Source organism: Neisseria sp. RH3002v2g (assembly GCF_014596425.2).
GTDB lineage: Bacteria > Pseudomonadota > Gammaproteobacteria > Burkholderiales > Neisseriaceae > Neisseria.
On the sequence record NZ_CP110721.1, the window covers coordinates 2,199,781 to 2,223,142 of the forward strand.

A 23,362-nucleotide genomic window follows, 5' to 3' on the forward strand; every position below is an offset into this window, starting at 1 on the left:
AAAGGAATACTATGCGCACACTGACTGTCCAAACCCCGTCCCATCAATACCCCATCTTTATCGGGCATAAACTGATTGAGCAGGCAGATACGCTGCTTCAGCCCTATCTAGGTAAAAAAGCAGCCATCATTACCAACGAAACCGTTGCGCCGCTTTATCTCAAGCAGCTTCAGACGGCCTTAGACAGAGTGGGCGTGCCGCATTTCAGCATCATCCTTCCCGACGGCGAAGAATATAAAAACTGGCAGACGCTTAACCTGATTTATGATGGTCTGATGCAAAACCGTGCCGAACGCAAAACCACTTTAATCGCTTTGGGCGGAGGCGTGATAGGCGATATGGTCGGCTTTGCCGCGGCGACTTATCAGCGTGGCGCACCTTTTATCCAAGTGCCGACCACATTGCTCAGTCAGGTCGATTCCTCGGTTGGCGGTAAAACCGCCATCAACCATCCGCTCGGTAAAAACATGATTGGCACGTTCTATCAGCCGCAAGCCGTGCTGGCCGATTTGACTGCTCTGCAAACGCTGCCGCAGCGCGAACTTTCCGCAGGTATGGCCGAAGTCATCAAATACGGCGCATTGGGCGATGCCGAATTTTTTGCTTGGTTGGAAGAAAATATGGCCGACCTGATGGCACAACACCAAGAAAAAATGGCAAAAGCCGTTTACCATTGCTGCAAAATGAAGGCCGATATTGTTGCCCAAGACGAAACTGAGCAGGGCATCCGCGCATGGCTTAATCTCGGCCACACTTTCGGCCATGCCATCGAAGCTGAAATGGGCTACGGCGTATGGCTGCACGGAGAAGCCGTTGCCGCCGGTTGTGTCCTCGCTTCCCGTTTGTCGCAAATTTTGGGCAAAACCCAACAGGCCGATACCGACCGCATTGCCACTTTAATGGAAACCGCCTCCCTCCCGTCTGAGCCACCTGTTTTCTCCTTTGAAAAATGGATTGAACACATGAGCCACGACAAAAAAGTCAGCAGCGGCATCATGCGTTTTGTCGGCTTGGAATACTTGGGCAAAGCCAATATCACCGAAATTACCGATATGGAAATCCTCCGCCAAACCTTGCAGCCGTATTTGTGAAGAATGAATGAGGTTTGCTTTAAAATATAAAAAGGCCGTCTGAAAGTCATTTTCAGACGGCCTTTGATTTTAGAGTTTTGATTCATCAGCTTAAAGGTAGATAAACCAATTTGAGCGGGTCAATCATTTAAAGTGTCTTTTTATCCAACTCGGCAATAATCAACAAGCCGCTGTCAAAGCGTCGGCTGTCGGCCAGTTTCAGACGGCCTTGATGGCGTTTGACAATGGTGTCTGCAATGGACAGGCCCAAGCCGGTGCCTTGTTGTTCGGTGCCGAGAATGCGGTAGAAGGGGTCGATAACGCGTTGGCGTTCGCTTGGGGGAATGCCGGGGCCGTCGTCTTCCACCCAGATGTTGAGGTATTCTGCGGTTTCATCAAAGCCCAAATCGATGCGGCCGCCTTTGGGGGTGTAGCGGATGGCGTTATCGGTAAAGGTTTTGATGAGGGTGTAGATTTCAGTGTCGTCGGCGTGGATTTGGCAGTCGTTTTCAACGGCGACGCCGATGTCTTGACCTTTGGCCAGCGCCAGCGGCATGAGTTCCTGCAAGACGCGGCGGAACTGGTTTTGCAGGCTGATCAGGGTTTTGGGGCGTTGGGTTTCGGGTGCTTGGGCGCGTGCGAGGGAGAGGAGTTGCTCGAGCAGGTGGCGGTTGCGCTGTATGCTTTGTTGCAACAGGGCGGACTGCTCGCGCGCTTCGGCGGATAGCTGCATATTGTTGAGCCGCTCTGCCTGAAGGGAGAGGGCGGTCATGGGGCTGCGCAATTCGTGTGCGGCATCGGCGATAAAGCGTTGCTGTTGGCGGACGTTTTCGTCGGTACGTTGCAACAGGTTGTTGATGGCGACGACAAAGCCTTGGATTTCACTGGGAATGTTTTGCGTGTCCATCGGCGAGAGGTCGTTGATTTGGCGCTGTTCTAAATCGTTGGACAGGGTTTTGACGGAACGCATGGCGCGATGGGTAATCCAGACGGTAAGCAGGATAATCAGGGGTAGTGCGAGGAGCATGGGGAGGATGCTCTGCACGGCGGCCATTTCGGCCAGCTCTTCGCGGTAGTCGCTTTCCTGCATGACGGCAATGCGGCCTTGCTTGGTGTTGCGGGTATAGACGCGGTAGTAATCGTCGTCGTCATCGGCCTGAATGGTGTGCAGGCCGTCTGAAATCTGCTCAGGCAGGCTGACAATGGGGTTGGGCGTATTGGGAAATTGAACGGAAATCTTGTTGTCGTTGTCGAGTGAGTGTTTCTCGTCATCGGCATCGCTCGGGTCGAGATAGTTCGCGACTTGGCGCAATAGATCGTCTTGAACCTCTTGGGTCTCGTGATAAGTATCGTAATATGAAAATATGCCTGCAAGAATGGAGAGGGGTAGGAGCATACAGATCAGGGCGAAGCTGATCCGGACTTGCAGGGATTGTTTGATGGTGTGGATAAGGCGTTGCATGGTTTGTATGTTGATATTGTTGTGGTTTTTCAGACGGCCTGGTTGTTTTGTGCAACCAGCCAGCCGACCCCGCGGACGTTTTGAATCGCTTCTTTGCCGAGTTTTTTGCGTAAGGCGTGAATCAGGAAGTCAACGGCGTTGCTTTCGACTTCTTCACCCCAGCCGTAGATTTTATCTTCCAAATCGCTGCGCGACAGAATCATGCCCGGACGCAGTAGCAGGGCTTGGAGGACGGCAAATTCTTTGTTGCTGAGCATGATGGCCTGTTCCTGCCCGACCACTTCTGCCTGATGGGTGGAAGGGTTGAGCGTGATGATGCCGTTGCTCAGTAGCGTTTGCGCCTGTCCGCCGTGTCGGCGCAATACGGCGCGCATACGGGCTTGCAGTTCCGCCATGTCGAAGGGTTTGACGATGTAGTCGTCTGCGCCGCCGTCTAGGCCGTTGAGCCGGCTGTGCAAATCATCGCGTGCGGTCACGATTAAGACGGGAACGGTACAGCCGCCGTTGCGGATTTGCGCCAATACGTCCAAACCGTCTTTGCCGGGCAAACCCAAATCCAAGAGTAGCAAATCGTATGCCTGCGCCGCCACTGCTGAGGCAACTTCCGAACCGAGGCTGACCCAATCGACAGCGTAGCCGGTGTCTTTCAGGTTGGCACTGACGGCTTGGGCAATCATGGCATCGTCTTCAACCAATAATACGCGCATGGAAGTTCTCCGGAGGATGGGTGGACAGTGATTATAACCGCACTCAATTAGTAAAAATTTAGGAAGGGTTGAAAAACTGATTTTTTGCAAAAGATGAGGCCGTCTGAAATTCGTTTTTCAGACGGCCTGTATGCTTCAATCGCGATTATTTAGGGTTTTTCTCAATCAAGGCAACCAATTGGTCGATATAGCCTTGAACAAAGCCGCGCGCGGATTCGATGAGCTGGCCGTTGTCGTCAAACAGGGTAGGCGAGTTGCCGAGGAACACTTCCGGCTGGCCGGTCAGCGGCATATCGAAATATGAAAGGGCAAGGCTCAGATTTTTTTGCGCGCTATAACCGCCCATTTTGCCGACTGAATGGCTGATGATGCCGGCAGGTGTTTTTTTCCAGGCAACATCGGCATTGGGTTTGGAGCCGATGTCGATGGCGTTTTTCAGGCAGGCCGGTACGGTACGGTTGTTTTCGGAAGTCACGAACAATACGCCGGCAGAGGCTTTGATGGTTTCACGGAACTCGGTATAGCTGGATGGAGTGGGGAAGTCGGTAACGGCAGGATCGTCGTAGTCGAAGTTGTATAAAGGTAAATGGCCGATTTCGACGATTTGCGCTTCGTAGCCTTCGGGGAACATGGGAATGACGTTTTGTGCGACTTTTCGTGCGAACGAGCCTTTACGCAGGCTGCCGACCAAGATGCTGACTTTCTTTGACATGTTTTTCTCCTGTTTAATAATAAAAATGAAAACAATTCTAAATTTTAGTGTTATCTGGGGAAGCGGTCAAGGTTTCAGACGGCCTGTCAAAATGGTTTATGCTAAAATAACGGTTTCGCTGATATTTCAAATTATTATGCACGCTTCTGATTCGCAAGAGGACGCAACGGCACACGAATACTATGCCGACAATCCCGACTTTCCAGCTAAAACCATTGTCGCCACCTTATTCATCGGCGCATTTTTCGGCTATCTCAACGACACGCTGCTGAATGTCGCGCTTACGCCGATTATGAAAGATTTTGGTGTCGATAAGACCACGGTTCAATGGCTGACAACGGGCTTTTTGCTGGTCATGGGGGCATTTACGCCGATTACGGCAGGCGTGATTCAATGGTTTGAAACGCGCAAAATGGTGCTGTTTACGCAGGCAACGTTTTTAGCAGGATCGCTGATTTGCGCGTTTGCACCGACGTTTGGCGTATTGGTGGTCGGTCGGATGGTGCAGGCAGTGTCTGCCGCGTTTTTTGTCCCGCTTCTGTTTAACGGCGTGTTGTCGATTTTCCCTCCCAACAGGCGCGGAACGGCGATGGGTGTGATTACCATGATGTTTACCGCCGCGCCTGCAATGGGGCCTACGCTGTCGGGCATCATCATCGACCATACGCATTGGCGTGTGCTGTTCGGTTTTACCGCGCCGTTTATGTTGGCGGCGATGGTGCTGGTGGGCAAATATTTGACGGTCAATTTGAGCAACATCAGCCGTCCGAAAATCGATATGTTGTCGGCTGTGCTGTCGATTGCGGGCTTCGGCGGGTTGGTTTATGCGAGCAGTAATTTTGCCCATATACCGCTGCTGGAATTTATCCTGCTCTTTGCCGCTTCCGTTGTACTGGTAGGTTGGTTTACGCACCGGCAGTTCCGTTTGGCTACGCCGTTGTTGAACCTTCGTGCTTTTGAATACAAACAGTTCAGATATTGCGTTGTGATTTTGGCCGGTGCGATATTCCTGTTTTTGGGCTTGGAACTGATGGTGCCGATGTACACGCAGCAAGTGTTGATGCTGACCGGTACGGCAACCGGCCTGATTCTGATGCCTGCTAGTATTGCCCAAGCGGTTGCTGCGCCTTTGTTCGGTAAATTGTTGGACAAAAAGGGCGGTCGCTTCGTCGTTTTGCCGGCAACAGTGATGCTGGTGGTGTCGTTGGCGGTATTGTGGCTGTTTTTACGGATTGATACGCAAGTGGTGATGTTGACGGCGATGTTTACGCTGTTGGCGCTTTCCGTGTCTGCTTGTGTAACCGGCGAAACTTATGGTCTGAACGCGTTGCCGAAAATGCTCAATCCGCATGGTGCGGCGATTCTGACTACTATCAACCCGATTGCCGGTGCCATCGGCGCGGCGTTTTTTGTCGGTGCGACCAATATTGGCGAGAAACTTTCCAGCGCAGATATGCCGCAACAGGCAATGCTGGACGGTATCCATTTGGCGATGGGTTGCGTTTTGGTTGTCGGCATTGGGGTCGTCATGTTTGCTTTGCGTTTGAAAGCGCATCAGAAATAAATAAAAGGCCGTCTGAAACGTTCAGACGGCCTAAGTACCTCGTAAGAATTTATAAGATTTTTGTAATACAATGAAGTTGAAAAGTATTTTATCAATCGGCCTGATGATGGCGGTTTGTCCGTCATGGGCTTTGGATTTCGGGCGTATTCCTGAAAATGAAATTTCCGTTTATGTGCAGGAATTGGACAGCGGCAAAGTGATTGCCGAGCACCGTGCCGATGAATTGCGCAATCCTGCTTCGACCATGAAGCTGGTAACGGCGTTTACCGCGTTTCGTATGTTGGGTGGCGATTATCGTTGGAAAACTGAGTTTAAAACCAACGGCTCAATCAAAGGCGATACGCTGAAAGGCAATGTGTATTGGGTGGGGAGCGGCGATCCTGTTTTTGACCAGCATGATCTGGTGCAAATGCAGCAACAGATGCGTGATAAGGGCATACGCCATATTGAAGGACACCTGATACTCGACCGCAGCCTGTGGGGCGATGTGAAGAATCCGGATGATTTTGCTTCCGATTCTGCCGAGAGCTTTATGACGCCGCCTGATCCCAATATGTTGGCGTATAAAACCGTTGAACTTAGCGCCGAAAAAGAAGCAGACGGACGCTTGGTCATCCGTACCAATCCGCCGCTGCCGAATCTGAACATTCAAAACAAATTGATGCTTGAAGATAAGGAAGGAAAGTGCAGCGTTTTAAAAAACCACATGAAAACTTCCTATAAAAACAATACGCTGACCGTATCGGGCAAGCTGCCGGAAAGCTGCTTGGGCAAAGAGCTGTATCTGAATATGTACAGCATGAAAGAATTTGTCGGCAAAAGTTTTGTCAACCAATGGCGTCAACAAGACGGCACGGTTTCAGACGGCCTGACAACAGGTGTCGCGCCTCATGACGCGCATGTGTTGGCGAGCCATCTATCCAAACCGCTTGCCGATATCCTCACGGATATGAACAAGCATTCCAATAATCTGATTGCCCGTTCGGTTTTCCTTAAATTTGCCGGACATATGTCTGATTACAAGCAGGCTCAGGCCAAGGCCGCCTCTATCGTAAAAAGCGAGCTGGCGGTTGCCGGTATCAATACAGAAGGGCTGGTGTTGGAAAACGGCTCAGGCCTGTCCCGCGTAGAACGGCTCAATGCGCGAATGATGGCGCAAATGTTGGAAAAAGCCTACTTCAGCCCGTTTAAAAACGAGTTTATCAGTACGCTGCCGATTGCTGGCAGGGATGGTACGCTTAAAACGCGCTTGAAACAACCCGGTGAAAACCTGCGCCTTAAAACCGGTACGCTCAAAGATGTCCGCGCACTGGCTGGGTATTGGTTGGGCGAAAAGCCGTTGTTGGTTGTCGTCATTATCAACAGCCCGAAGTCAACCGATTATTTACGCGATTTGGATAAGCTGGTGTCTAAAATCGTTCAGCCGGGCGGAGATCATTGGATTGATGCTAAGGCCTCCTGCGTGATGAGATATCAGGCTTAATAAGCTAAAAAAGGCCGTCTGAAAATGTATTGACGTTTCAGACGGCCTTTGTGTAAGAAGGGGCAAGTATCTATGTCTATTTTGAAGGATAATTCAGAGGGATTGGATGAATAAGTGTTTGGTGTGAATCAGCTTGAGATGTATGGTTTTATCTTCGGTATTTAAGGCGTATGTTTTAAGTTTTATTTCCGGTTTCTCTTGTCTAAATAATCGGACTTTTTACGAAAAGGCATAAGGTACAGACGAAAAAAAATACCAGTAAAAACCGGTATTTTTTATTTTTAACTTGATGGCGCGGCGGACGGGGCTCGAACCCGCGACCCCCGGCGTGACAGGCCGGTACTCTAACCAACTGAGCTACCACCGCGCATCCACTGTCAAAGACAATGAAAAGGAAAGTGGTGGGTGATGACGGAGTCGAACCGCCGACATTCTGCTTGTAAGGCAGACGCTCTACCAACTGAGCTAATCACCCGTAAAAGGGAGATACTGAAAAATCAGTATTTTTAAATGATGGCGCGGCGGACGGGGCTCGAACCCGCGACCCCCGGCGTGACAGGCCGGTACTCTAACCAACTGAGCTACCACCGCGCATCCACTGTCAAAGACAATGAAAAGGAAACTTGGTGGGTGATGACGGAGTCGAACCGCCGACATTCTGCTTGTAAGGCAGACGCTCTACCAACTGAGCTAATCACCCGTGCGCAAAATTGCGAAGACGCTATTAAACCAAAAAATTCTGATGCGCGCAAGATTTATTTGCCGATTATTAGATATCTCCTTGCAAGCACCAGTTTTCAAAGGAAATAATTTCTTCCTGCTTGCCTGCGACAACCAAAATATCACCGTTTTCCAAAACAAAATCAGGATCAAGTTCTTGGATTTTTCCGGTCTTGCGGCGGATAAACAATAGCTTCAGATGATGGGCGGATAAGGGCAGTTCGCGGATGGTTTTGCCGATGGCGTGTGCCTCGCCGTGCAACGGGAAGGCGTGACGGGAGATGGCTTTGCTGTCTTCGTCTGAGAAGCTGTCATCATCACTGCCGATAAACAAGTCTTGCAACGATGCATAGCGGCTGTGACGGATATGGGTTATGGTTTGATAAACGTGGTTGTAGGAGAGGCCGTGGCCCAACATGGCATAGCTCGCCAGCACCAGGCTGGTTTCTTTGGTGTCGGAAACGGCTTCTTCCGCGCCCATTTCGGTAAAGGTTTTGACGTAATCGTCATTGGTGGCGCGAACATAAACCGGCATGCTCGGATGCATGGACATGATGTTGCCGAGAACATGTTGGGTCTCGTGCATATTGTTCAGCGTAATGACCACCATTTTAGCGCGTCCCAATCCGGCGGCTTCCAAAACTTCACGGCGTTTGGCATCGCCAAAGGAAACCGGCTCACCTGCGTTGCGTGCCACTTGTACGCGTGCGATGTCCAAGTCGAGGGCAAAGTAGGGGATGCCTTCTTGCGCCAATACACGGGCAACCGATTGACCGCCGCGTCCGAAACCGATAATCAGGACGTGTTCGGATTTGCTCATGGTTTCCACCAGCATGGAGTGCAAGTCCAAGGCTTTCATGTCCCAGTCGGATTTGACGAAGCGGCCGATGATGGCATCGCTGCTGCCCAAGATAAATGGTGCGGCAATCATGGAGAGTAAGACGGCTGCGGTGGCCGCTTGTTCCAATTCGGGCGAAACCATATTGATTTTGCTGGAAATGGCCAGCATCACGAAGCCGAACTCGCCGCCTTGCGCCAAATAAAGCGCGCTCTTGAGGCTGTCGCCCACAGGGTTTTTCATGCGCAAAGCGATGACGAAAACAACCAGTGCTTTCAAGGCCAACAGGATGACCAACAAAATCAGGATTTGCTGCCAGTTACCGATCAGTGCCTGAATATCCAGCTTCATGCCGACGGTGATGAAGAAGAAGCCCAGCAGGATGTCGCGGAATGGACGGATGTCGTCTTCCACCTGAATGCGGTATTCGGTTTCGGAAAGTAACATACCGGCAACGAATGCGCCCAATGCCATAGACAGGCCTTCAAGCTCTGTCAGATAGGCTACGCCCAAAGTAACCAGCAAAACGTTGATCATGAAGAGTTCGGACGATTTGCGTTTGGCAACCAGTCTGAACCAGCGCGACATCACACGGCTGCCAACAACAAACAAAATGCCCAAGGTCAGCAACATTTTCAAACCGGCCAAGCCCAGCTCTACCCACAAGTTGCCTTCGCTGCCGCCTGCAAGCGCCGGAATCAGAATCATCAGCGGTACAACGGCAATATCTTGCATCAGCAAAACACCCATGGCCATTTGACCATGCGGCTGACCCAGCTCGGTTTTCTCCGACAGAATGCGGCTGACAATGGCGGTGGACGACATGGTCAGTGCGCCCGCAGTGGCAAACGCCCAGTTGAACGGCGTGCCCATCGCCATCAAAATGCCCATAATCGAGAACATGGTAACGATGACTTGCAAACCGCCCAAACCGAATACGAGGCGGCGCATGGCTTTGAGTTTAGGCAGGGAGAATTCGAGGCCGATGCTGAACATCAAGAACACAATGCCGATTTCGCCCAAATAGTCGGTAGCGTGGCTTTGCGGAATCAGTCTGAACATACCCGGACCGGCAATAAAACCGACCAAAAGATAACCGAGCATGGAAGGAATGTTGAATTTGCGGCAGCAGATAACCGTAATAACGGCAACCAACAGAACAATGACAATGGGAGCAAGGGAAAATTCGTGCATAGAGTGGGCGGCCTTTCATTAAAAGTAAATATTGTTATATAGAGGCCGTCTGAAACACGTCGAAAACCGACAGCAAACCCAAATAAAAACGCACAGAACGAAATTTATTCCTGCGATTTGATTTCCCGTATCATGCTTATTTGGATTTACTGTTTCGAGCGTTATCTAACGGATTATTAAGATTATATCAAGATAGAATGTAAAATAGTGTTTTGATTGACAAAAAGGGCCGTCTGAAATATTCAGACGGCCTTTAAATAAACAAACGGTTTAAGGCATCAACATGCCGCCGTTGACATGAAGTGTCTGACCGGTAATGTATTTTGCCTGATCAGAAGCCAAGAACAAGACTGCATCGGCAATATCTTGCGCTTCACCGAATTTGCCCAGTGAAGTTTGCGCTTCGAAGGTTTTGCGGGTTTCTTCAGACAAGGCGCGGGTCATATCGGTGTCGATAAAGCCGGGGGCGACGCAGTTGACGGTAATACCGCGGCTGCCGACTTCACGCGCCATGGATTTGGAAAAACCGATTAAGCCTGCTTTTGCGGCTGCATAGTTGGTTTGGCCGGCATTGCCCATCACGCCGACAACGGATGTGATGTTGATGATGCGGCCTGCACGCTGTTTCATCATGCCGCGCAATACGGCTTTGGAGGCGCGGAAGACGGATTTGAGGTTGACCTGCATGATGTCGTCCCATTCTTCCTCTTTCATGCGCATCAGGAGGTTGTCGCGGGTAATGCCGGCGTTGTTGACCAGAATATCCAGTTTGCCGAATTCTTTCTCGATGTCGGCAATCAGGTTTTCGATGGTTTCAGGTTCGGCAGAATTCAATGCACGGCCTTCGCCGCCCCATTGCGCCAAGCGCTCGCTAATTGCAGCCGAGCCGCTTTCGCTGGTGGCCGTGCCGATAACTTTTGCACCGGCCGCAGCCAAAGTATCGGCAATCGCCGCACCAATGCCGCGCGATGCGCCGGTTACTAAAGCAATTTTGCCGCTCAAATCTTGTGTACTCATGTTTTATTCCTTAATTGCGATTGGAAAAATGGTTTCAGACGGCCTTATACCACGAATAGGTTTTTTAATCTAATTTTCTTAAGTAGGCCGTCTGAACTTTCTATTTGACAGTTAAAAATCTGGTGCTTTGAATCTGTTTGGATTGAGTTTTCTGAGCAGGTATTCTTTGTAATATGCCCAGGCTTGTTTTTTATCCCCTTGCTTTGAAAGTCTTTTGGCGGCTTGTTTGAAGGCTTGGTAGGGCTTAGGAAAGGGCAGCCATGTGTTTAACGGTTGATGAATATATCCTTCGTTCCAAGGCGACTTTTGATAGTAGCGGTCGTAAACGGGATGAAAACCTAAGACGTGCCATGGTTTGACGTGGCCGGTAAAGTGTACGAGTTTGATTGCATTTGGGTTTTTGTTTAATTCATAAGCTTTTTTTTGCCAATGTATCCAGTTGTATGTATCGGGAAGCCAGCGGATTTTATTGATACAAGTAAGGTTGAGGATGTCTTGGTCGGGGCATGATAGGCGGATGTTGGCGTTTTCCACGGCTTCTATTTTGTTTTGTAATATATTGTCTGTTTGTGAATCGTTCCAGTTTTGGATGTTGAATAGTAATACGCCGGAATTGAAGTAGGGGGCGGTGTCGTTGAAGCCGACAGGATTTAGCTTGCAGATATAAGCGCGGAATATGGTATCAGGAGCTGCAGCGACGAGTTGGCCTGTAAGGTCTATGGTAAAGAGTTCGGAGATGTCACCCAAGCATAATACGTCGGTGTCGAGATAAAGAGCATTATCACTGATGCCGCCAAGTATGGCAGGTATGCACATGCGGTAGTACATGGCTATGGTGAAATAGCTGTTGGTTTGCAGGGTGGTAAAGTATTCGGTGTTGAGGTGGTAAACTGTTACGGCATAGTTGGGATTGATGGTTTCGAGTTGGTTGAAAATGCTGAAGTCGTAGCTTTCCGATCCGCTGACCAGTAGGTGGAAGTGGATGGGGAAGTGATTGTTTTCCAATACGGAAAGCATGGATGTGCCGATATGTCGGATGTAATTTTGATCGGCTGCATAGACGATGTGCCGTGTGTTTTTTTCAGGCGGCCTTTGTCTGACTGGCAGGACGGCAGTTAGTAGTTTTTCTTTTTCAAACATGCTGTTTCTCCAAAATGGACGGGTCCGCTTGGGGCAGGGTAATGGGGATGTTGGGTTCGATGTTAAAGGCGCAGCTGATCCAGTTGCTGAAGCTGTATTTGTGCTTCAAGCCTGGGGCAAGCGGTACATACGGTAAGGTCAGGAAGGCTTTGAGTTCTTCAAGGTTGCTTCCGTCCCAGTAGAACATATTGTTCGGGTGATAAAAATCGTAATGTACGATGGTCGGATTGGTCGTAATCAGTTTTTTGTCTAAACCAATCGCTTCGAAAATCCGCAAAGAGAGACCGTAGTGCTTGCGGTTGAGGAAATCCACCAATACGGAGGATTTGGCCGCTTCTTCTAAGTTTTGACGATAGGAGAGGGCGTTTTCAAAGGAGAAAAACTCGACTTCGGGAATGCCCAATGCCGCTTTTTCTTCTTCGATTTTCTTGCTGGCCAAGCGGAAATCTATTTCTAAACCGATTGAACGTGCAGCTTCGCAAAATGCGCGGATGTCGTTGTTGCGGTCGGCGGCGTACGAGCCGATAAACAAGATTTTGTTTTGCGGGTTTTCAGACGGCCTGAAGCAGTCAAAGTAGAAGCTGGTGGTTGGAAAGAGTTTTTCGGTGTATTCGGGATGTTTGCCCTGGTCAAACGGATCGAAAAAGTAAAACTTGTCGAAAAATTCGATGTTGTCGAAGTCTTCTTTTAAGAAGGTCAGGGCTTCCCAGTTGTAGTACACCATCAATTTGGAATGTGCTCTGAGCTTGGCGATAAAATCTTTCGGATAGGCACCCAGCCAAATCATGAAGCAATAATCCGCTTGTTCGGGATGTTCGCTTAACAGGGTATTGAGGCGTTCTTCTACGGCGCGGAACATGGTCCGTTTTTTGAAGTCTTTTTGTCCAAGAATATTTCGATACCAGATTTTTTTCAGCCGTTGAAATACATTTTTGTATTTGAACTCTTTTTCTTCATAGGTCAGGGACAACACTTCAAATCCGCATTTCTCCAAGTTCTCAATAATGAGTTCGTGGATTTTGAAGAGTTCCGGCATGGCGAGAATGACTTTTTTCTTACTCATAATGTATTCAATATAATATTTTGTCAGGCAGGGTTATCTGCCGTAGACAATAAGGTTAATCAATGCCGAGCAGGCGGTTTAGCCATTGTGTAAACGAATAATAGGCTTTGATTTCAGGGGCAGGTTGCTGATACGGGCGTGCCAAAAATTCAGGCAATGCGTCTAAACCACCGCCGTCCCATACGAACACGCGGTCTGGGTGGTATAGGTCAGTCTCTAAGATATGTTTGTTGGTGGTAATCAGTTTTTTATCGAAACGCAACGCATCAAAGATACGGAATGATAAGCCGTAATGTTCGAACTGTGCAAAATCGACGACTGCGCCGCAACTTTGCACTTGGCTGAGGTTTTCTTCAAAGCTAAGGATGCTGCTGCGGTCGAGATAGCGGATGCCGTTGTGTCCGAAGGCTTTTTCGGCCCTGTCATCTTTGCAGTAGATATGAAAATCCAAGGGTAAATTGAGGCGTTCGGTTTCTTGGATAAAGCGTTTGGTTTGCTCTTCGCGTCGGAGTTCATAGCCGCCCAAAAAGTAGAGTTTGTTGGTGGGGGCATATTCCGCCACGGGAAAGTCAAAGTAAAAATTGGTGGTGGCTTTGAAACGGCATTGTGGATATTTTTGAATGTCATCGGGATCGAAAACCCAGCATTGGTCAAAATAATCCAAATATTCAATAATGTCTGGGAAGCGCCCTACGCCATCCCATTGATAATTCACGCAAACATTGCTGTGTTCTCGGATGGTGGCGATGATTTCTTTGGGGTAAATATTGGCGCGGATACAGAGCGCATAGTCGGCTTTTTTACCGTTTAGCGAGGCCAATTTTTGCTGAATGTCGTCGAGGTAGCGGCTGTATTTGAGGTATTTTTTATAGTTGCCGTCTTTGGTGATGTGTTTGTGATAGAGGTTTTTGAGTCTGCTGCCCAAGTTCGGGTAATAGGAATCCCGGTCGTCATAGCACAGGTTGATGACCTCAAAACCAAGAAAACGCAGATTTTTCTCGATACATTGATCCAGTCCGTACATATAGGGAACGGCAAGAATAATGGTTTTTTTCATAATGTATTCGGATTGGAGTGGGCTGATTTTTCAGACGGCCTTGCCTGACAGGATAAGGTCGTCTGAAAATGTTTTAGTGGGCTTCGATAAATGCAGCCACTTGATCGGCATTGGTCAATGCGCTGCATACGGCTTCTTTGTTGATGCGTTTGGCGAGGCCTGCGAGGACTTTGCCGGGGCCGCATTCGGCGGATTCGGTGATGCCTTCGGAAACAAGCGCGTTGACGGTTTCTGTCCAGCGCACCGGGCTGTACAGTTGGCGTACTAGGGCATCTTTGATTTTGTCGGCATCATCGTAAGAGGCAACATCGGCGTTATGGATGACGCGGATTTGCGGTTGTTTGATGGTGATGTCTTTCAATGCTTCGGCAAGTTTTTCCGCTGCGGGCTTCATGAGGCTGCAGTGAGAGGGAACGGAAACGGGCAGCGGCAGGGCACGTTTGGCTCCGGCTTCTTTGGCGGCAGCCATGGCGCGTTCGACTGCAGCGGTGTTGCCGGCGATCACGACTTGGCCGGGGGAGTTGAAGTTGACGGCTTCAACGACTTCGCCTTGTGCGGCTTCGGCGCAAATGGCTTTGACTTGTTCGTCTTCCAAGCCCAAAATAGCGGCCATTGCGCCTACGCCTTGCGGTACGGCAGACTGCATGAGTTCGGCGCGCAGGCGGACCAGTTTGACTGCATCTGCAAAATCCAATGCGCCGGCGGCGACGAGGGCGGTGTATTCGCCGAGGCTGTGGCCTGCAACGACGGAAGGGGTTTTGCCGCCTGCTTCTAAGTAGGCGCGGTAGGTGGCAATGCCGGCAGCCAGCATGATGGGCTGGGTGTTGACGGTTTGTCCGATTAATTCGGCATCTTCGCCGTTAATCATTGCCCACAGGTCTTGACCCAATACGGCGGAAGCTTCGTCAAATGTGGCTTTAACGATGGCTTGCTCGGCAAAGCCGTTCATCATGCCTAGGCTTTGTGAGCCTTGTCCGGGAAAGAAGAATGCGAAAGACATGGTAATTCCTTATTGGTTTGAATGTTTGAGGGTGTCTGCCAGCAGAAGGAGGGTGGCGACAGTATTGGTTGCGGCACTCAGTTGGAAGGTGCGGACAAATCCGGGTTTGCTGGTTTTGTGCCGGAATGCGAGGCTGCCGCAATAACCGCCCGGCCAGCCGCCAAGCAGGTTGAGCAGGTGCAATTTTGCTTCGTGTATGCGCCTGTCTTGCTTGCGTGCGCGCTGTTTGTCTTGGTGGTAAAGCAGGAAAACGTATGCGCTCAGTGCGAGATAGGCGATTGCCAGTTTGGGCAATATTACAGCCGTTATGCTTAAAAACAGGCTGCTGATGCAGAGTGCAAACGTTAGGGATTTCATGGGTTTGAGCAGAATAGGCCGTCTGAAGGGATATTCAGACGGCCCAATCGTTAGTATTTCACCAAAACCGCACCCCAGGCAAAACCGCCGCCGATACCTTCGAGCAAGAGGTTTTGTCCGCGTTTGATTTGGCCGTTTTTAATACCGACATCCAGTGCCAACGGAATGGAGGCTGCGGAAGTGTTGCCGTGGTCTTGGACGGTCAAGATCACTTTGTCCATGCTCAAGCCCAAGTGTTTGGCGGTAGAGTCGATAATGCGCTTGTTGGCTTGGTGCGGCACAATCCAATCGATTTGGTCAGCGGTGTATCCGGCTTCTTCGATAACGTCATCTGCAATTTTTGCCAGCATTTTGACGGCAAACTTGAATACGCCGGGGCCGTCCATACTGATGTAGGGCGAACCGCAAATTTGGCCGTTGGCGATTTGTCCGGGGACGTTTAAAAGGTTGAGGTAGTTGCCGTCGGCTTTGAGTTTGCTGTGGATGATGCCCGGTTCGTCAGATGCGCTTAAGACAACCGCGCCTGCGCCGTCACCAAAGAGGACGCAGGTGGTGCGGTCGTTCCAATCGACGATGCGGCTGAAGGTTTCCGCGCCGATAACCAAAGCGTTTTTCGCCATGCCGCTTTTGATGTAGGCATTGGCAGTGGTCATGGCATACATAAAACCGGCGCACACGGCTTGTACGTCAAAGGCGGGGCAGCTGTTGGTTATGCCTAATTTTTGCTGAACGATGGTCGCAGTGGAGGGGAACTGCATATCGGGAGTGGCTGTGGCGACGATAATCAGGTCGATGTCGTCAGCCTGTAAATGGGCATCTGCCAAGGCGCGGCGTGCTGATTCGGCGGCCAAGTCGCTGGTTTTTTCGCACTCGTCTGCAATATGGCGGAATTTGATGCCTGTACGCGTGGTAATCCATTCGTCGGAAGTATCCACTTTTTTGGCAAGGTCGTCATTGCTGACGCGGTTGGCAGGAAGATAGCTGCCTGTGCCGGAAATTTTGGCATATTGCATGAGAACGGCCTTTTTAGAGAGTTAATTCAGATAGTCGGATATTGTAAGCGAAAATGGGGAAATTCCCAATATGAAGCATGAAGTTGGTGTTTCAAAGATAAAAACAGGCCGTCTGAACATTTTGAAGTTTCAGACGGCCTGTGTATATCAGCCTTAAGCTTCCGTGGCCGGAGCGGCGGTCTCTTCCTGCTCTGCTTCTGCTTTGGCGGCTTCTAAAGCGGCCAACTGGGTGGCTACACCTTGTTCGATTTGGGCGAGGCCGGCGGATTTGGCTTCGTGGTAGGCTTCTTCCAAAGCATAACGGAAGCCGACTTCGTCGGTTCCGCCGTGGCTCTTAATCACGATACCGCGTAAACCAAGCAGGATGGCGCCGTTAAATTTGCGCGGATCGAGTTTGCCTTTCAAGCCTTTGAGCGCGGGCAAGGCGGCAATGGCGGCAAGTTTGTTGAACAGGGTGCTCTGGAATTCACGGCGGATGGCGCCGCTCATGAATTTAACCGCGCCTTCAATGGTTTTGAGCATAACGTTGCCGACAAACCCGTCTGCGACAACGACATCGGCTTCGCCATACAAAACGCTGTTGCTTTCGATATTGCCGATGAAGTTGAGTTTGCTGCTGCTCAACAGTTTAAAGGTTTGTTTGACGGCATCCGTACCCTTGATGTCTTCTGTACCGACGTTCAAGAGGGCGACGCGCGGGCTGCCTTTTTCGGGGTGTAGCGCGTGTACCAGCTCGCTGCCGATGATGGCAAATTGAACCAGTTGCTCGGGCGTGCAATCGACATTTGCACCCAAATCCAAAGCCAAAGTAACGTGTTCGCTGTCGGAAGGCAGGAATTTGGCGATGGCAGGGCGCTCAATGCCGGGAATGGTTTTGAGGACGAATCGGGCGGTCGCCATCAATGCGCCGGTATTGCCTGCCGATACGGCGGCTTGCGCGTTGCCTTCTTTAACTTGGTTGATGGCGATGCGCATGGATGATTCTTTTTTGTTTTTCAGCGCGGATTGCGGCGCTTCATCCATTTCAACAACTTGTGCTGCATGGCAGACGGTAATGCGGTCCATAGGCGCGCCTGCCGAGCTTAATGCTTGGCGGACTGCTGCTTCATCGCCGACCATAATCAGATGTACGTCGGATTGTTGTTTGAGGAAATCCACTGCACCGGGGACGGTAATTGCAAGGCCTGCATCTCCGCCCATGGCATCTACGGCCAGTGTAATCATGTTGTTCTCCGGTTTGTGTGTTTCAGACGGCCTCGGACCATCGGACGAGCACATTCATCTGATTTTCAGGAGATGGATTGAAAATCAGATGGAAAGGCTTGTTGCGACGGTCATGCCGGATTTATCGGTTTTGCGCGGCCAATTTATTGTGTTCGTCGATGTCCAGCGCGTCCCAAGGATAGTTAATCCACCAGTCTTCCACGGTAATGCCGCTGAAATAAGGGATGCCTTCGGGAATCTTGCCGACTTTGGCTTTGATTTTTTCATGCAATACTGCCACGCCGATGGTGCCGAAATCTTCTTTCAACAATTCGTTCAGGCAGAATTCCATGGTAACGCGGCTGTCGTCCACTTCGTCAACAACCAATACGTTTTTGCCTTTCAGTACATCGGGAACGGGATCGAGCCATTGGACTTTTTTCACTTCCTCGGTCACTTGACCTTCGTGATCGTTGTCGTAGTAGGCTGTGGTCACGGCGTAAATCGGGATTTCCAAGAAGCAGCGCAACATGCGGGCAGGGATAAAACCGCCGCCGCCAATGGCAATCATGGCATCGTATTTGGTGCCGGAGTTTTGGATTTTTTCCGCCAATCCTTTGATTACGCGGTGGATGTCGTCGTAGGTGTACCAGATTTTACGTTTCATGGTGTGCTTCCGAAGAGGAAAATACAGGGTGCAATGCAAAAAAGCCAGTCATTGCATGGCAATATTCTGGCTTTTTCAGTCAGACGAACGGATTATTCGCCTTTAGCTTTTACCACTTTACGGCCACGGTACATACCGTTTGGAGAAATGTGGTGTGGACGATGCACTTCGCCGGTTGCGCTGTCGACAGACAGAGAAGGCGCAGTCAGAGCGTCGTGTGAACGGTGCATACCGCGTTTAGAAGGGGATTTTTTGTTTTGTTGAACGGCCATTTCAAGCTCCTAAATAAATAAACTGTGTCCTAATTAACTGCTTTTCAAACCTGCTAAAACAGCGAAGGGGTTTGGTTTGTCCCGATTGACTTCTTCCAGTGTCCCATTGTTGCCGCAGTCTTCGTGTCGAGGGGAGAAAGGGAGCGACATCAGGATTTGGTCTTCGACCAGAGTTCGTACGTCTAGCTCTTTTTCGAGCAGCATGCCTTCCAATTCTTCATCGGCAAGCATGGCTTCGTCCAAACTCTCTTCATCGGCAAACAAGACGATACGGCTGGTTTCATCGAGCAGAAACGGCATGGGCGTAATGCAACGCTGGCAAATCAGGGGCATATCGGCTTTGACGTTCAAATCGAGAAACAGACGTTGCAGCCGGTCGCGGCCGCCTTGCAGCGTAAACGACACGCGTGTCTGTTTGTCGGCCGGATAATCGTGCGAACTGACTCGTTCATCCAATTCTTCGAGCAGGAAGCTGCCTTGCAGATTCTGCCCTTCGGCGGCGAAAACTTCTGGGTCAATCAAATTAGGGTATGACATAAACGGAGTATGATATAATTTCGGCGGTCTAACGTCAATGTTTTTAAGTAAAAATATGGAAGTAAAACTGCCTTTGGTTTTAGGGTCGAGTTCGGTTTTCCGCTGCGGACAGCTTCGCCGTTTGGGTATTGATTTTCAGACGGCATCGCCTGATTTTGACGAAACGCCTATTGCGGGCGAGCATGCAGGCGAAACGGCACTGCGTTTGGTGGAAGGCAAAGCCCGTTCATTGGCGGCAACTTTTCCTGCCGCGCTGATTATCGGCGCAGACCAAGTCGCATGGTGCGAAGGACGGCAGTTGGGCAAACCGATGAACGTCGCAAATGCACAACAGATGCTGGCGGACTTGAGCGGAAAACGGATTGAATTTTACAGCGCAATCGTGCTTTTGAATACTGCCACGGGTAAGGTTCAGCATCATGTCGATCATACGGTGGTTACCATGCGCCAGTTGTCGCAGGAACAAATCAGCCGATATTTGGAACGCGAGCCGGATGCGGTTTATTGTGCCGGCGCGGCGAAGAGCGAGGGTTTGGGCGCTGCTTTGTTGGAGCGGATTGAAAGTACGGACCCGAATGCTTTGATTGGCCTTCCGATTTTCCGTCTGATTGATTTTTTGAAAAACGAAGGTGTGGAAGTTTTATAGTTTGAGGCCGTCTGAATGTGTTCAGACGGCCTGAGATTTTTTGGAGTTGCAAGAATGAAACCGATTTTGTATTTGATTCCAACCCCTTTGGGTGCGCCTGATACGCCATGCCTGTTGCCGCATGAGCAAAAGGCGATTGTCGGGCTGACGGATTTTGTCGTAGAAGCGGAAAAAACAGCGCGCGCGCATTTGAAACATTTGGGCGTAACTACGCCTATCCGCGAGCTGAATCTGCAAACGCTGAATGAACACACGGATTTGAAGACTTTGCCGGAATTGCTGAAACCTTTGCAAGAAGGGCGCAGTATGGGTATTGTCAGTGAGGCAGGTTGCCCGGCTGTTGCCGATCCGGGCGCGAATTTGGTGGCGTTGGCGCATAAACACGGTTTTGAAGTACGGCCTTTGGTCGGCCCGTCCAGCTTGTTGCTGGCGCTGATGGCTTCGGGTGCGAATGGGCAAAACTTTGCGTTTAAGGGTTATCTGCCGTCTGAAAAAAATGAGCGCATTCAGCGTTTGAAGGCTTTGGAGCAACGTTCGCGCCAGCAGAATGAAACGCAGCTGTTTATCGAAACGCCGTATCGCAACGATGCGTTGTTGGCTGATGCGGTGGAAAACCTGCATCTTGAAACGCGATTATGCGTGGCCACGGACTTAACCTTGCCGACACAGGAAATCATCAGCCAGACGATTGCGCAGTGGCGGAAAAGAAAAGAAATGCCGAATTTGAAAAAACGCCCGACGATTTTTGTGTTGCATGCCGCTTAAAACTGGATTGGGTTCAATTTCAAACTGTATTTGTTTGGGGAAATAAAAAAGGCCGTCTGAACAACAGACGGCCTTTGTGTTGCCTAAACCTTTATCAAGAAACGACTTCGCCTTGGGCGCGTTGTTTTTCGATGCTGCGGTTGATGTGCCATTGTTGGGCGATGGTCAAGAGGTTGTTGACTACCCAGTACAGAACCAAACCGGCAGGGAAGAAGAAGAACATGATGGAGAAAATCAAAGGCATGACTTTCATCATTTTCGCCTGCATAGGGTCGGTTGACGGCGGATTCAGATAAGTTTGTGCAAACATGGTTGCCGCCATAATCAAAGGCAGGATGTAGAAAGGATCCGGACGGCTCAAGTCGGTAATCCAACCCAACCAAGGCGCTTGGCGCAATTCTACGGAGGCGAACAATGCCCAGTACAGGCCGATGAAGACGGGGATTTGCAACAGCATAGGTAGACAGCCGCCCAGCGGATTGATTTTCTCGTCTTTGTAAAGCTGCATCATGGCTTGTTGTTGTGCCATGCGGTCATCGCCGTATTTCTCTTTGATGGCTTGCAATTTAGGTGCGGCGGCACGCATTTTTGCCATAGAGCGGTAAGAGGCGTTGGTCAATGGATACAGTACGGCTTTGACGATGATGGTCAAAACGATGATTGCCCAGCCCCAGTTGCCGATGATGTTGTGCAGTTGGTTCAAGAGCCAGAAGAGTGGGGAGGCGAACCAGTGTACTTTGCCGTAGTCTTTGGCCAGTTGCAGTTTGTCGGCGATGTTGGCGATAACGGAAGTGGTTTGCGGACCGGCATACAGATTGATGGCAGTTTCGGCTTTTGCGCCGGCTTGGATGACGGCTAAAGGCACGCTGACGCTCGCGCTGTACAGGTTGTCGTTGCGGCGTTTGATGTCGATACGGCAGTCGCCTGCGGTGCATATGCTTTGGCCGTCTTTAGGCTGTAAAATCCAAGTGGACATGAAGTGGTGTTCAATCATGCCGAGCCAGCCGGTCGGGGTTTTGCGGATGTATTCGGCTTCGGATTTGCCGGATTTGGCATCGTCGTCCAAATCAGAGAAGCTGACTTTTTGGAAGCCGCCTTCAGGGGTGTAAACCACCGGGCCGACGTAAGAGCGGGTGAAGTAGCCTTGGCCTTCAGGTTCGCTGTGGTCGCGAACGATGCGGTAGTCTGCGCTCAGGTTGACGGGTTGGCCGTTGCTGTTGGTAATGTCAAAGCGGACGTTAACCAAGTAGCTGCCTTTGGTGAAAGTATAAACTTTGTCGATTTTCAGGCCGTTGGTTTCAGGTGCGCTCAGGCGGACTTCAACTTTGTCTCCTTCCAAACTGTATTGTTTTTGCGGAGCGGTAAAGCTGATGCCTTTTAGTACGTTGTTGCCTTGTGCGTCCAAAAGCTCGGATTGGGCAACGTAGGTGTATTCTTTGCCATCGTTAAACAGGACGAAAGGTTTGTGTTCGTCGCCGGTTGCTTTGTATTGCAAGAGGGTCAGCTGACGCAGGTCGCTGCTTTTCTCATCGATGACGGCTTTAACCGTGTCTGTGGTAACGGTAATAGGAGAGGCCGGGGCAAGCGCGGCTTCGGCAGCGGCTTTTGCCGGAGTGGCAGCCGTTTGCTGTTGCGCGGCTTGTTGCGCCGGATTAGGTTTGGGGCTGGGGAAAAAATGTTCCCAGCCGGCAAAGATTGCCACTGAAATGGCAAAAAACGCCATTAGTCTTTTAAAATCCATAAGAGATTCCTGGAATTGACGGATAGGTAATCAAGATGAAAACTGCTTCAGACGGCATTATATAGAAACCGACGGGAAATTAAAGGAAATCGTGTTCTTTAAATGGTTGACAGCAGTATTATGGAACAGGGTCATGTCCGTGTCCGCCGAAAGGATGGCATCGTGCGATGCGTTTGATTGCCAGCCATCCGCCTTTGAATGCGCCGTATTTTTTGACGGCTTCGACTGCGTATTGTGAACAGGTCGGGGTATAGCGGCAGCGCGGCGGAATGAGGGGGCTGATGCAGTATTGGTAAAAGCGGATGAGTGCAAGGAGGAGCTTGGAAAGCAGGGTGTTCATCGGCGTTTTTTCATCAGCTGGGCAAGTTGGTTTCGAGCTTCCGGAGCAGTTTCCCGATTAAACGCCTGACGCACGCGCACAACAAAATCATGCGGCGGCAGCTGGTGTTGATTCAGCCTGAACCAGTCGCGGATGACGCGCTTCATATAATTGCGGTCATGGGCGCGTTTGGCGGTCTTTTTGCTGACGACCAAACCAAGGCGCGGATGGCCGAGCGCGTTGTCTGCGGACTGGGAGATTTGCAGTAAATCGCGGCTGCGTCGGTTTTTCAACGCAAAAACGGATGAAAAATCATCCGTTTTTAATAAGCGATACTGCTTCGAGAAGCCGTAATTCAAAATTATACAGCCAGGCGTTTGCGACCTTTGGCGCGACGGGCAGCCAATACTGCGCGACCACCGCGGGTTTTGGAGCGAACCAAGAAGCCGTGGGTGCGTTTACGTTTGGTAACGGAAGGTTGATAAGTGCGTTTCATGATGTTTCCTAAAAATTGGTAGATAATTAAACTGTGAATTACACTCCAATTTGCTGCTTTTGTCAATCAATATAAAAACTTTTCGTTGGCCAAAGTGTGACAACTGGTTTTATGCATTGATAGAATTTGTGGATAAAATTTTGCGGCGGTTGTGGATAAAAAAGAGCGGAATGGGTATAATCGCCCAATCTTGCTTTTCTCTGTGCGCAAGGCCGTCTGAAAGCAGCGGGAGTGTCGTAAAAATTTGATTTTTATCGGATTGCCTATCTGCTCTGCCTTCTTGTATTTCCCAAATCTTCCATTTTCCGAGCTTAATCTC

24 protein-coding genes and 4 tRNA genes are annotated in these 23,362 nt (G+C 50.2%); 5 read left to right on the forward strand and 23 right to left on the reverse strand.

Translation table 11 applies throughout. The features are described from left to right. Positions 1-11 precede the first annotated feature (11 nt). Entirely contained in the window at positions 12-1,091 is a 1,080-nt protein-coding gene (gene aroB / locus BBP27_RS10480) for a 3-dehydroquinate synthase (RefSeq protein ID WP_188211922.1), read from the forward strand. Between the two features lie 127 nt (positions 1,092-1,218). On the opposite strand, the gene BBP27_RS10485 is transcribed toward aroB, so the two are convergent. From BBP27_RS10485 to BBP27_RS10495, 3 genes are all read right to left on the reverse strand, one after another. Beyond that, on the reverse strand, positions 1,219-2,532 hold the full coding sequence (locus BBP27_RS10485) for a sensor histidine kinase (RefSeq protein WP_188211921.1): 1,314 nt from the start codon (positions 2,530-2,532) through the stop codon (positions 1,219-1,221). A gap of 29 nt (positions 2,533-2,561) precedes the next feature. Then, on the reverse strand, positions 2,562-3,239 hold the full coding sequence (locus BBP27_RS10490) for a response regulator (protein ID WP_070713642.1): 678 nt from the start codon (positions 3,237-3,239) through the stop codon (positions 2,562-2,564). 145 nt (positions 3,240-3,384) lie between these two features. Next, entirely contained in the window at positions 3,385-3,951 is a 567-nt protein-coding gene (locus BBP27_RS10495) for an NADPH-dependent FMN reductase (RefSeq protein WP_188211920.1), read from the reverse strand. Positions 3,952-4,087: 136 nt separating this feature from the next. Here BBP27_RS10495 and BBP27_RS10500 point away from each other — a divergent pair, with 136 nt between their 5' ends. Beyond that, on the forward strand, positions 4,088-5,515 hold the full coding sequence (locus tag BBP27_RS10500) for an MFS transporter (RefSeq protein ID WP_188211919.1): 1,428 nt from the start codon (positions 4,088-4,090) through the stop codon (positions 5,513-5,515). Positions 5,516-5,585: 70 nt separating this feature from the next. Further along, positions 5,586-6,998 carry a D-alanyl-D-alanine carboxypeptidase/D-alanyl-D-alanine endopeptidase gene (dacB, locus tag BBP27_RS10505; protein WP_188211918.1) on the forward strand — a complete coding sequence of 471 codons (1,413 nt, stop codon included), beginning with the start codon at positions 5,586-5,588 and terminating at the stop codon, positions 6,996-6,998. 290 nt (positions 6,999-7,288) lie between these two features. On the opposite strand, the gene BBP27_RS10510 is transcribed toward dacB, so the two are convergent. The 16 genes from BBP27_RS10510 to BBP27_RS10585 form a co-directional block, all read right to left on the reverse strand. After that, a tRNA-Asp gene (locus BBP27_RS10510) sits at positions 7,289-7,365 on the reverse strand. A 32-nt stretch (positions 7,366-7,397) separates the two neighbouring features. Then, a tRNA-Val gene (locus tag BBP27_RS10515) sits at positions 7,398-7,473 on the reverse strand. Positions 7,474-7,512: 39 nt separating this feature from the next. Next, positions 7,513-7,589, reverse strand: a tRNA-Asp gene (locus tag BBP27_RS10520). Positions 7,590-7,622: 33 nt separating this feature from the next. Then, positions 7,623-7,698: transfer RNA gene (locus tag BBP27_RS10525), tRNA-Val, on the reverse strand. A gap of 69 nt (positions 7,699-7,767) precedes the next feature. Beyond that, positions 7,768-9,750, reverse strand: a complete 1,983-nt coding sequence (locus BBP27_RS10530) for a monovalent cation:proton antiporter family protein (RefSeq protein ID WP_188211917.1) — start codon at positions 9,748-9,750, stop codon at positions 7,768-7,770. 270 nt (positions 9,751-10,020) lie between these two features. Further along, entirely contained in the window at positions 10,021-10,767 is a 747-nt protein-coding gene (gene fabG, locus BBP27_RS10535) for a 3-oxoacyl-ACP reductase FabG (RefSeq protein WP_188211916.1), read from the reverse strand. 111 nt (positions 10,768-10,878) lie between these two features. Continuing rightward, on the reverse strand, positions 10,879-11,907 hold the full coding sequence (locus tag BBP27_RS10540; RefSeq protein WP_188211915.1) for a glycosyltransferase family 8 protein: 1,029 nt from the start codon (positions 11,905-11,907) through the stop codon (positions 10,879-10,881). After that, positions 11,900-12,970 carry a WaaS/CpsH family glycosyltransferase gene (locus tag BBP27_RS10545; protein ID WP_107831944.1) on the reverse strand — a complete coding sequence of 357 codons (1,071 nt, stop codon included), beginning with the start codon at positions 12,968-12,970 and terminating at the stop codon, positions 11,900-11,902. Before BBP27_RS10545 ends, BBP27_RS10540 begins: the two co-directional genes overlap by 8 nt. A 55-nt stretch (positions 12,971-13,025) precedes the next feature. Next, the gene (locus tag BBP27_RS10550) at positions 13,026-14,027 is read right to left on the reverse strand and encodes a WaaS/CpsH family glycosyltransferase (protein WP_188211914.1); all 1,002 of its coding nucleotides are present in this window, start codon (positions 14,025-14,027) and stop codon (positions 13,026-13,028) included. Positions 14,028-14,100: 73 nt separating this feature from the next. Beyond that, complete coding sequence (gene fabD / locus BBP27_RS10555; protein WP_036492858.1) at positions 14,101-15,027, reverse strand: ACP S-malonyltransferase; 927 nt, start codon at positions 15,025-15,027, stop codon at positions 14,101-14,103. A 9-nt stretch (positions 15,028-15,036) separates the two neighbouring features. Next, positions 15,037-15,384, reverse strand: coding sequence for a DUF1294 domain-containing protein (locus tag BBP27_RS10560; RefSeq protein ID WP_188211913.1), 348 nt, complete (start codon positions 15,382-15,384; stop codon positions 15,037-15,039). Between the two features lie 50 nt (positions 15,385-15,434). Then, complete coding sequence (locus BBP27_RS10565) at positions 15,435-16,397, reverse strand: beta-ketoacyl-ACP synthase III (RefSeq protein ID WP_188211912.1); 963 nt, start codon at positions 16,395-16,397, stop codon at positions 15,435-15,437. Positions 16,398-16,550: 153 nt separating this feature from the next. Then, positions 16,551-17,621 carry a phosphate acyltransferase PlsX gene (plsX, locus tag BBP27_RS10570; RefSeq protein ID WP_003748926.1) on the reverse strand — a complete coding sequence of 357 codons (1,071 nt, stop codon included), beginning with the start codon at positions 17,619-17,621 and terminating at the stop codon, positions 16,551-16,553. A 121-nt stretch (positions 17,622-17,742) separates the two neighbouring features. Beyond that, complete coding sequence (locus BBP27_RS10575; RefSeq protein WP_003748924.1) at positions 17,743-18,267, reverse strand: phosphoribosyltransferase; 525 nt, start codon at positions 18,265-18,267, stop codon at positions 17,743-17,745. A 92-nt stretch (positions 18,268-18,359) separates the two neighbouring features. Continuing rightward, positions 18,360-18,539, reverse strand: a complete 180-nt coding sequence (gene rpmF, locus BBP27_RS10580) for a 50S ribosomal protein L32 (protein ID WP_002240035.1) — start codon at positions 18,537-18,539, stop codon at positions 18,360-18,362. A gap of 33 nt (positions 18,540-18,572) precedes the next feature. Next, on the reverse strand, positions 18,573-19,076 hold the full coding sequence (locus tag BBP27_RS10585) for a YceD family protein (RefSeq protein ID WP_070836800.1): 504 nt from the start codon (positions 19,074-19,076) through the stop codon (positions 18,573-18,575). Between the two features lie 55 nt (positions 19,077-19,131). On the opposite strand from BBP27_RS10585, the gene BBP27_RS10590 reads away from it, so the two are divergent. Together BBP27_RS10590 and BBP27_RS10595 are read left to right on the forward strand one after the other, a co-directional pair. Continuing rightward, the gene (locus BBP27_RS10590) at positions 19,132-19,722 is read left to right on the forward strand and encodes a Maf family protein (protein WP_188211911.1); all 591 of its coding nucleotides are present in this window, start codon (positions 19,132-19,134) and stop codon (positions 19,720-19,722) included. A gap of 54 nt (positions 19,723-19,776) precedes the next feature. After that, positions 19,777-20,487: an SAM-dependent methyltransferase gene (locus tag BBP27_RS10595; RefSeq protein WP_188211910.1), complete on the forward strand. Its 711-nt coding sequence runs from the start codon at positions 19,777-19,779 to the stop codon at positions 20,485-20,487. A 94-nt stretch (positions 20,488-20,581) separates the two neighbouring features. Here the strand turns inward: BBP27_RS10595 and yidC are convergent, their stop codons facing one another. The 4 genes from yidC to rpmH all read right to left on the reverse strand — a co-directional run bounded on the left by yidC (position 20,582) and on the right by rpmH (position 23,043). Beyond that, positions 20,582-22,228, reverse strand: coding sequence for a membrane protein insertase YidC (gene yidC / locus BBP27_RS10600; RefSeq protein ID WP_188211909.1), 1,647 nt, complete (start codon positions 22,226-22,228; stop codon positions 20,582-20,584). A gap of 118 nt (positions 22,229-22,346) precedes the next feature. Continuing rightward, positions 22,347-22,568: a membrane protein insertion efficiency factor YidD gene (gene yidD / locus BBP27_RS10605; RefSeq protein ID WP_003682178.1), complete on the reverse strand. Its 222-nt coding sequence runs from the start codon at positions 22,566-22,568 to the stop codon at positions 22,347-22,349. Next, on the reverse strand, positions 22,565-22,906 hold the full coding sequence (gene rnpA, locus BBP27_RS10610; RefSeq protein WP_188211908.1) for a ribonuclease P protein component: 342 nt from the start codon (positions 22,904-22,906) through the stop codon (positions 22,565-22,567). The genes yidD and rnpA overlap by 4 nt, the downstream gene beginning before the upstream one ends. Before the next feature lie 2 nt (positions 22,907-22,908). After that, positions 22,909-23,043, reverse strand: a complete 135-nt coding sequence (gene rpmH / locus BBP27_RS10615; RefSeq protein WP_002214728.1) for a 50S ribosomal protein L34 — start codon at positions 23,041-23,043, stop codon at positions 22,909-22,911. Positions 23,044-23,362: the final 319 nt, after the last annotated feature.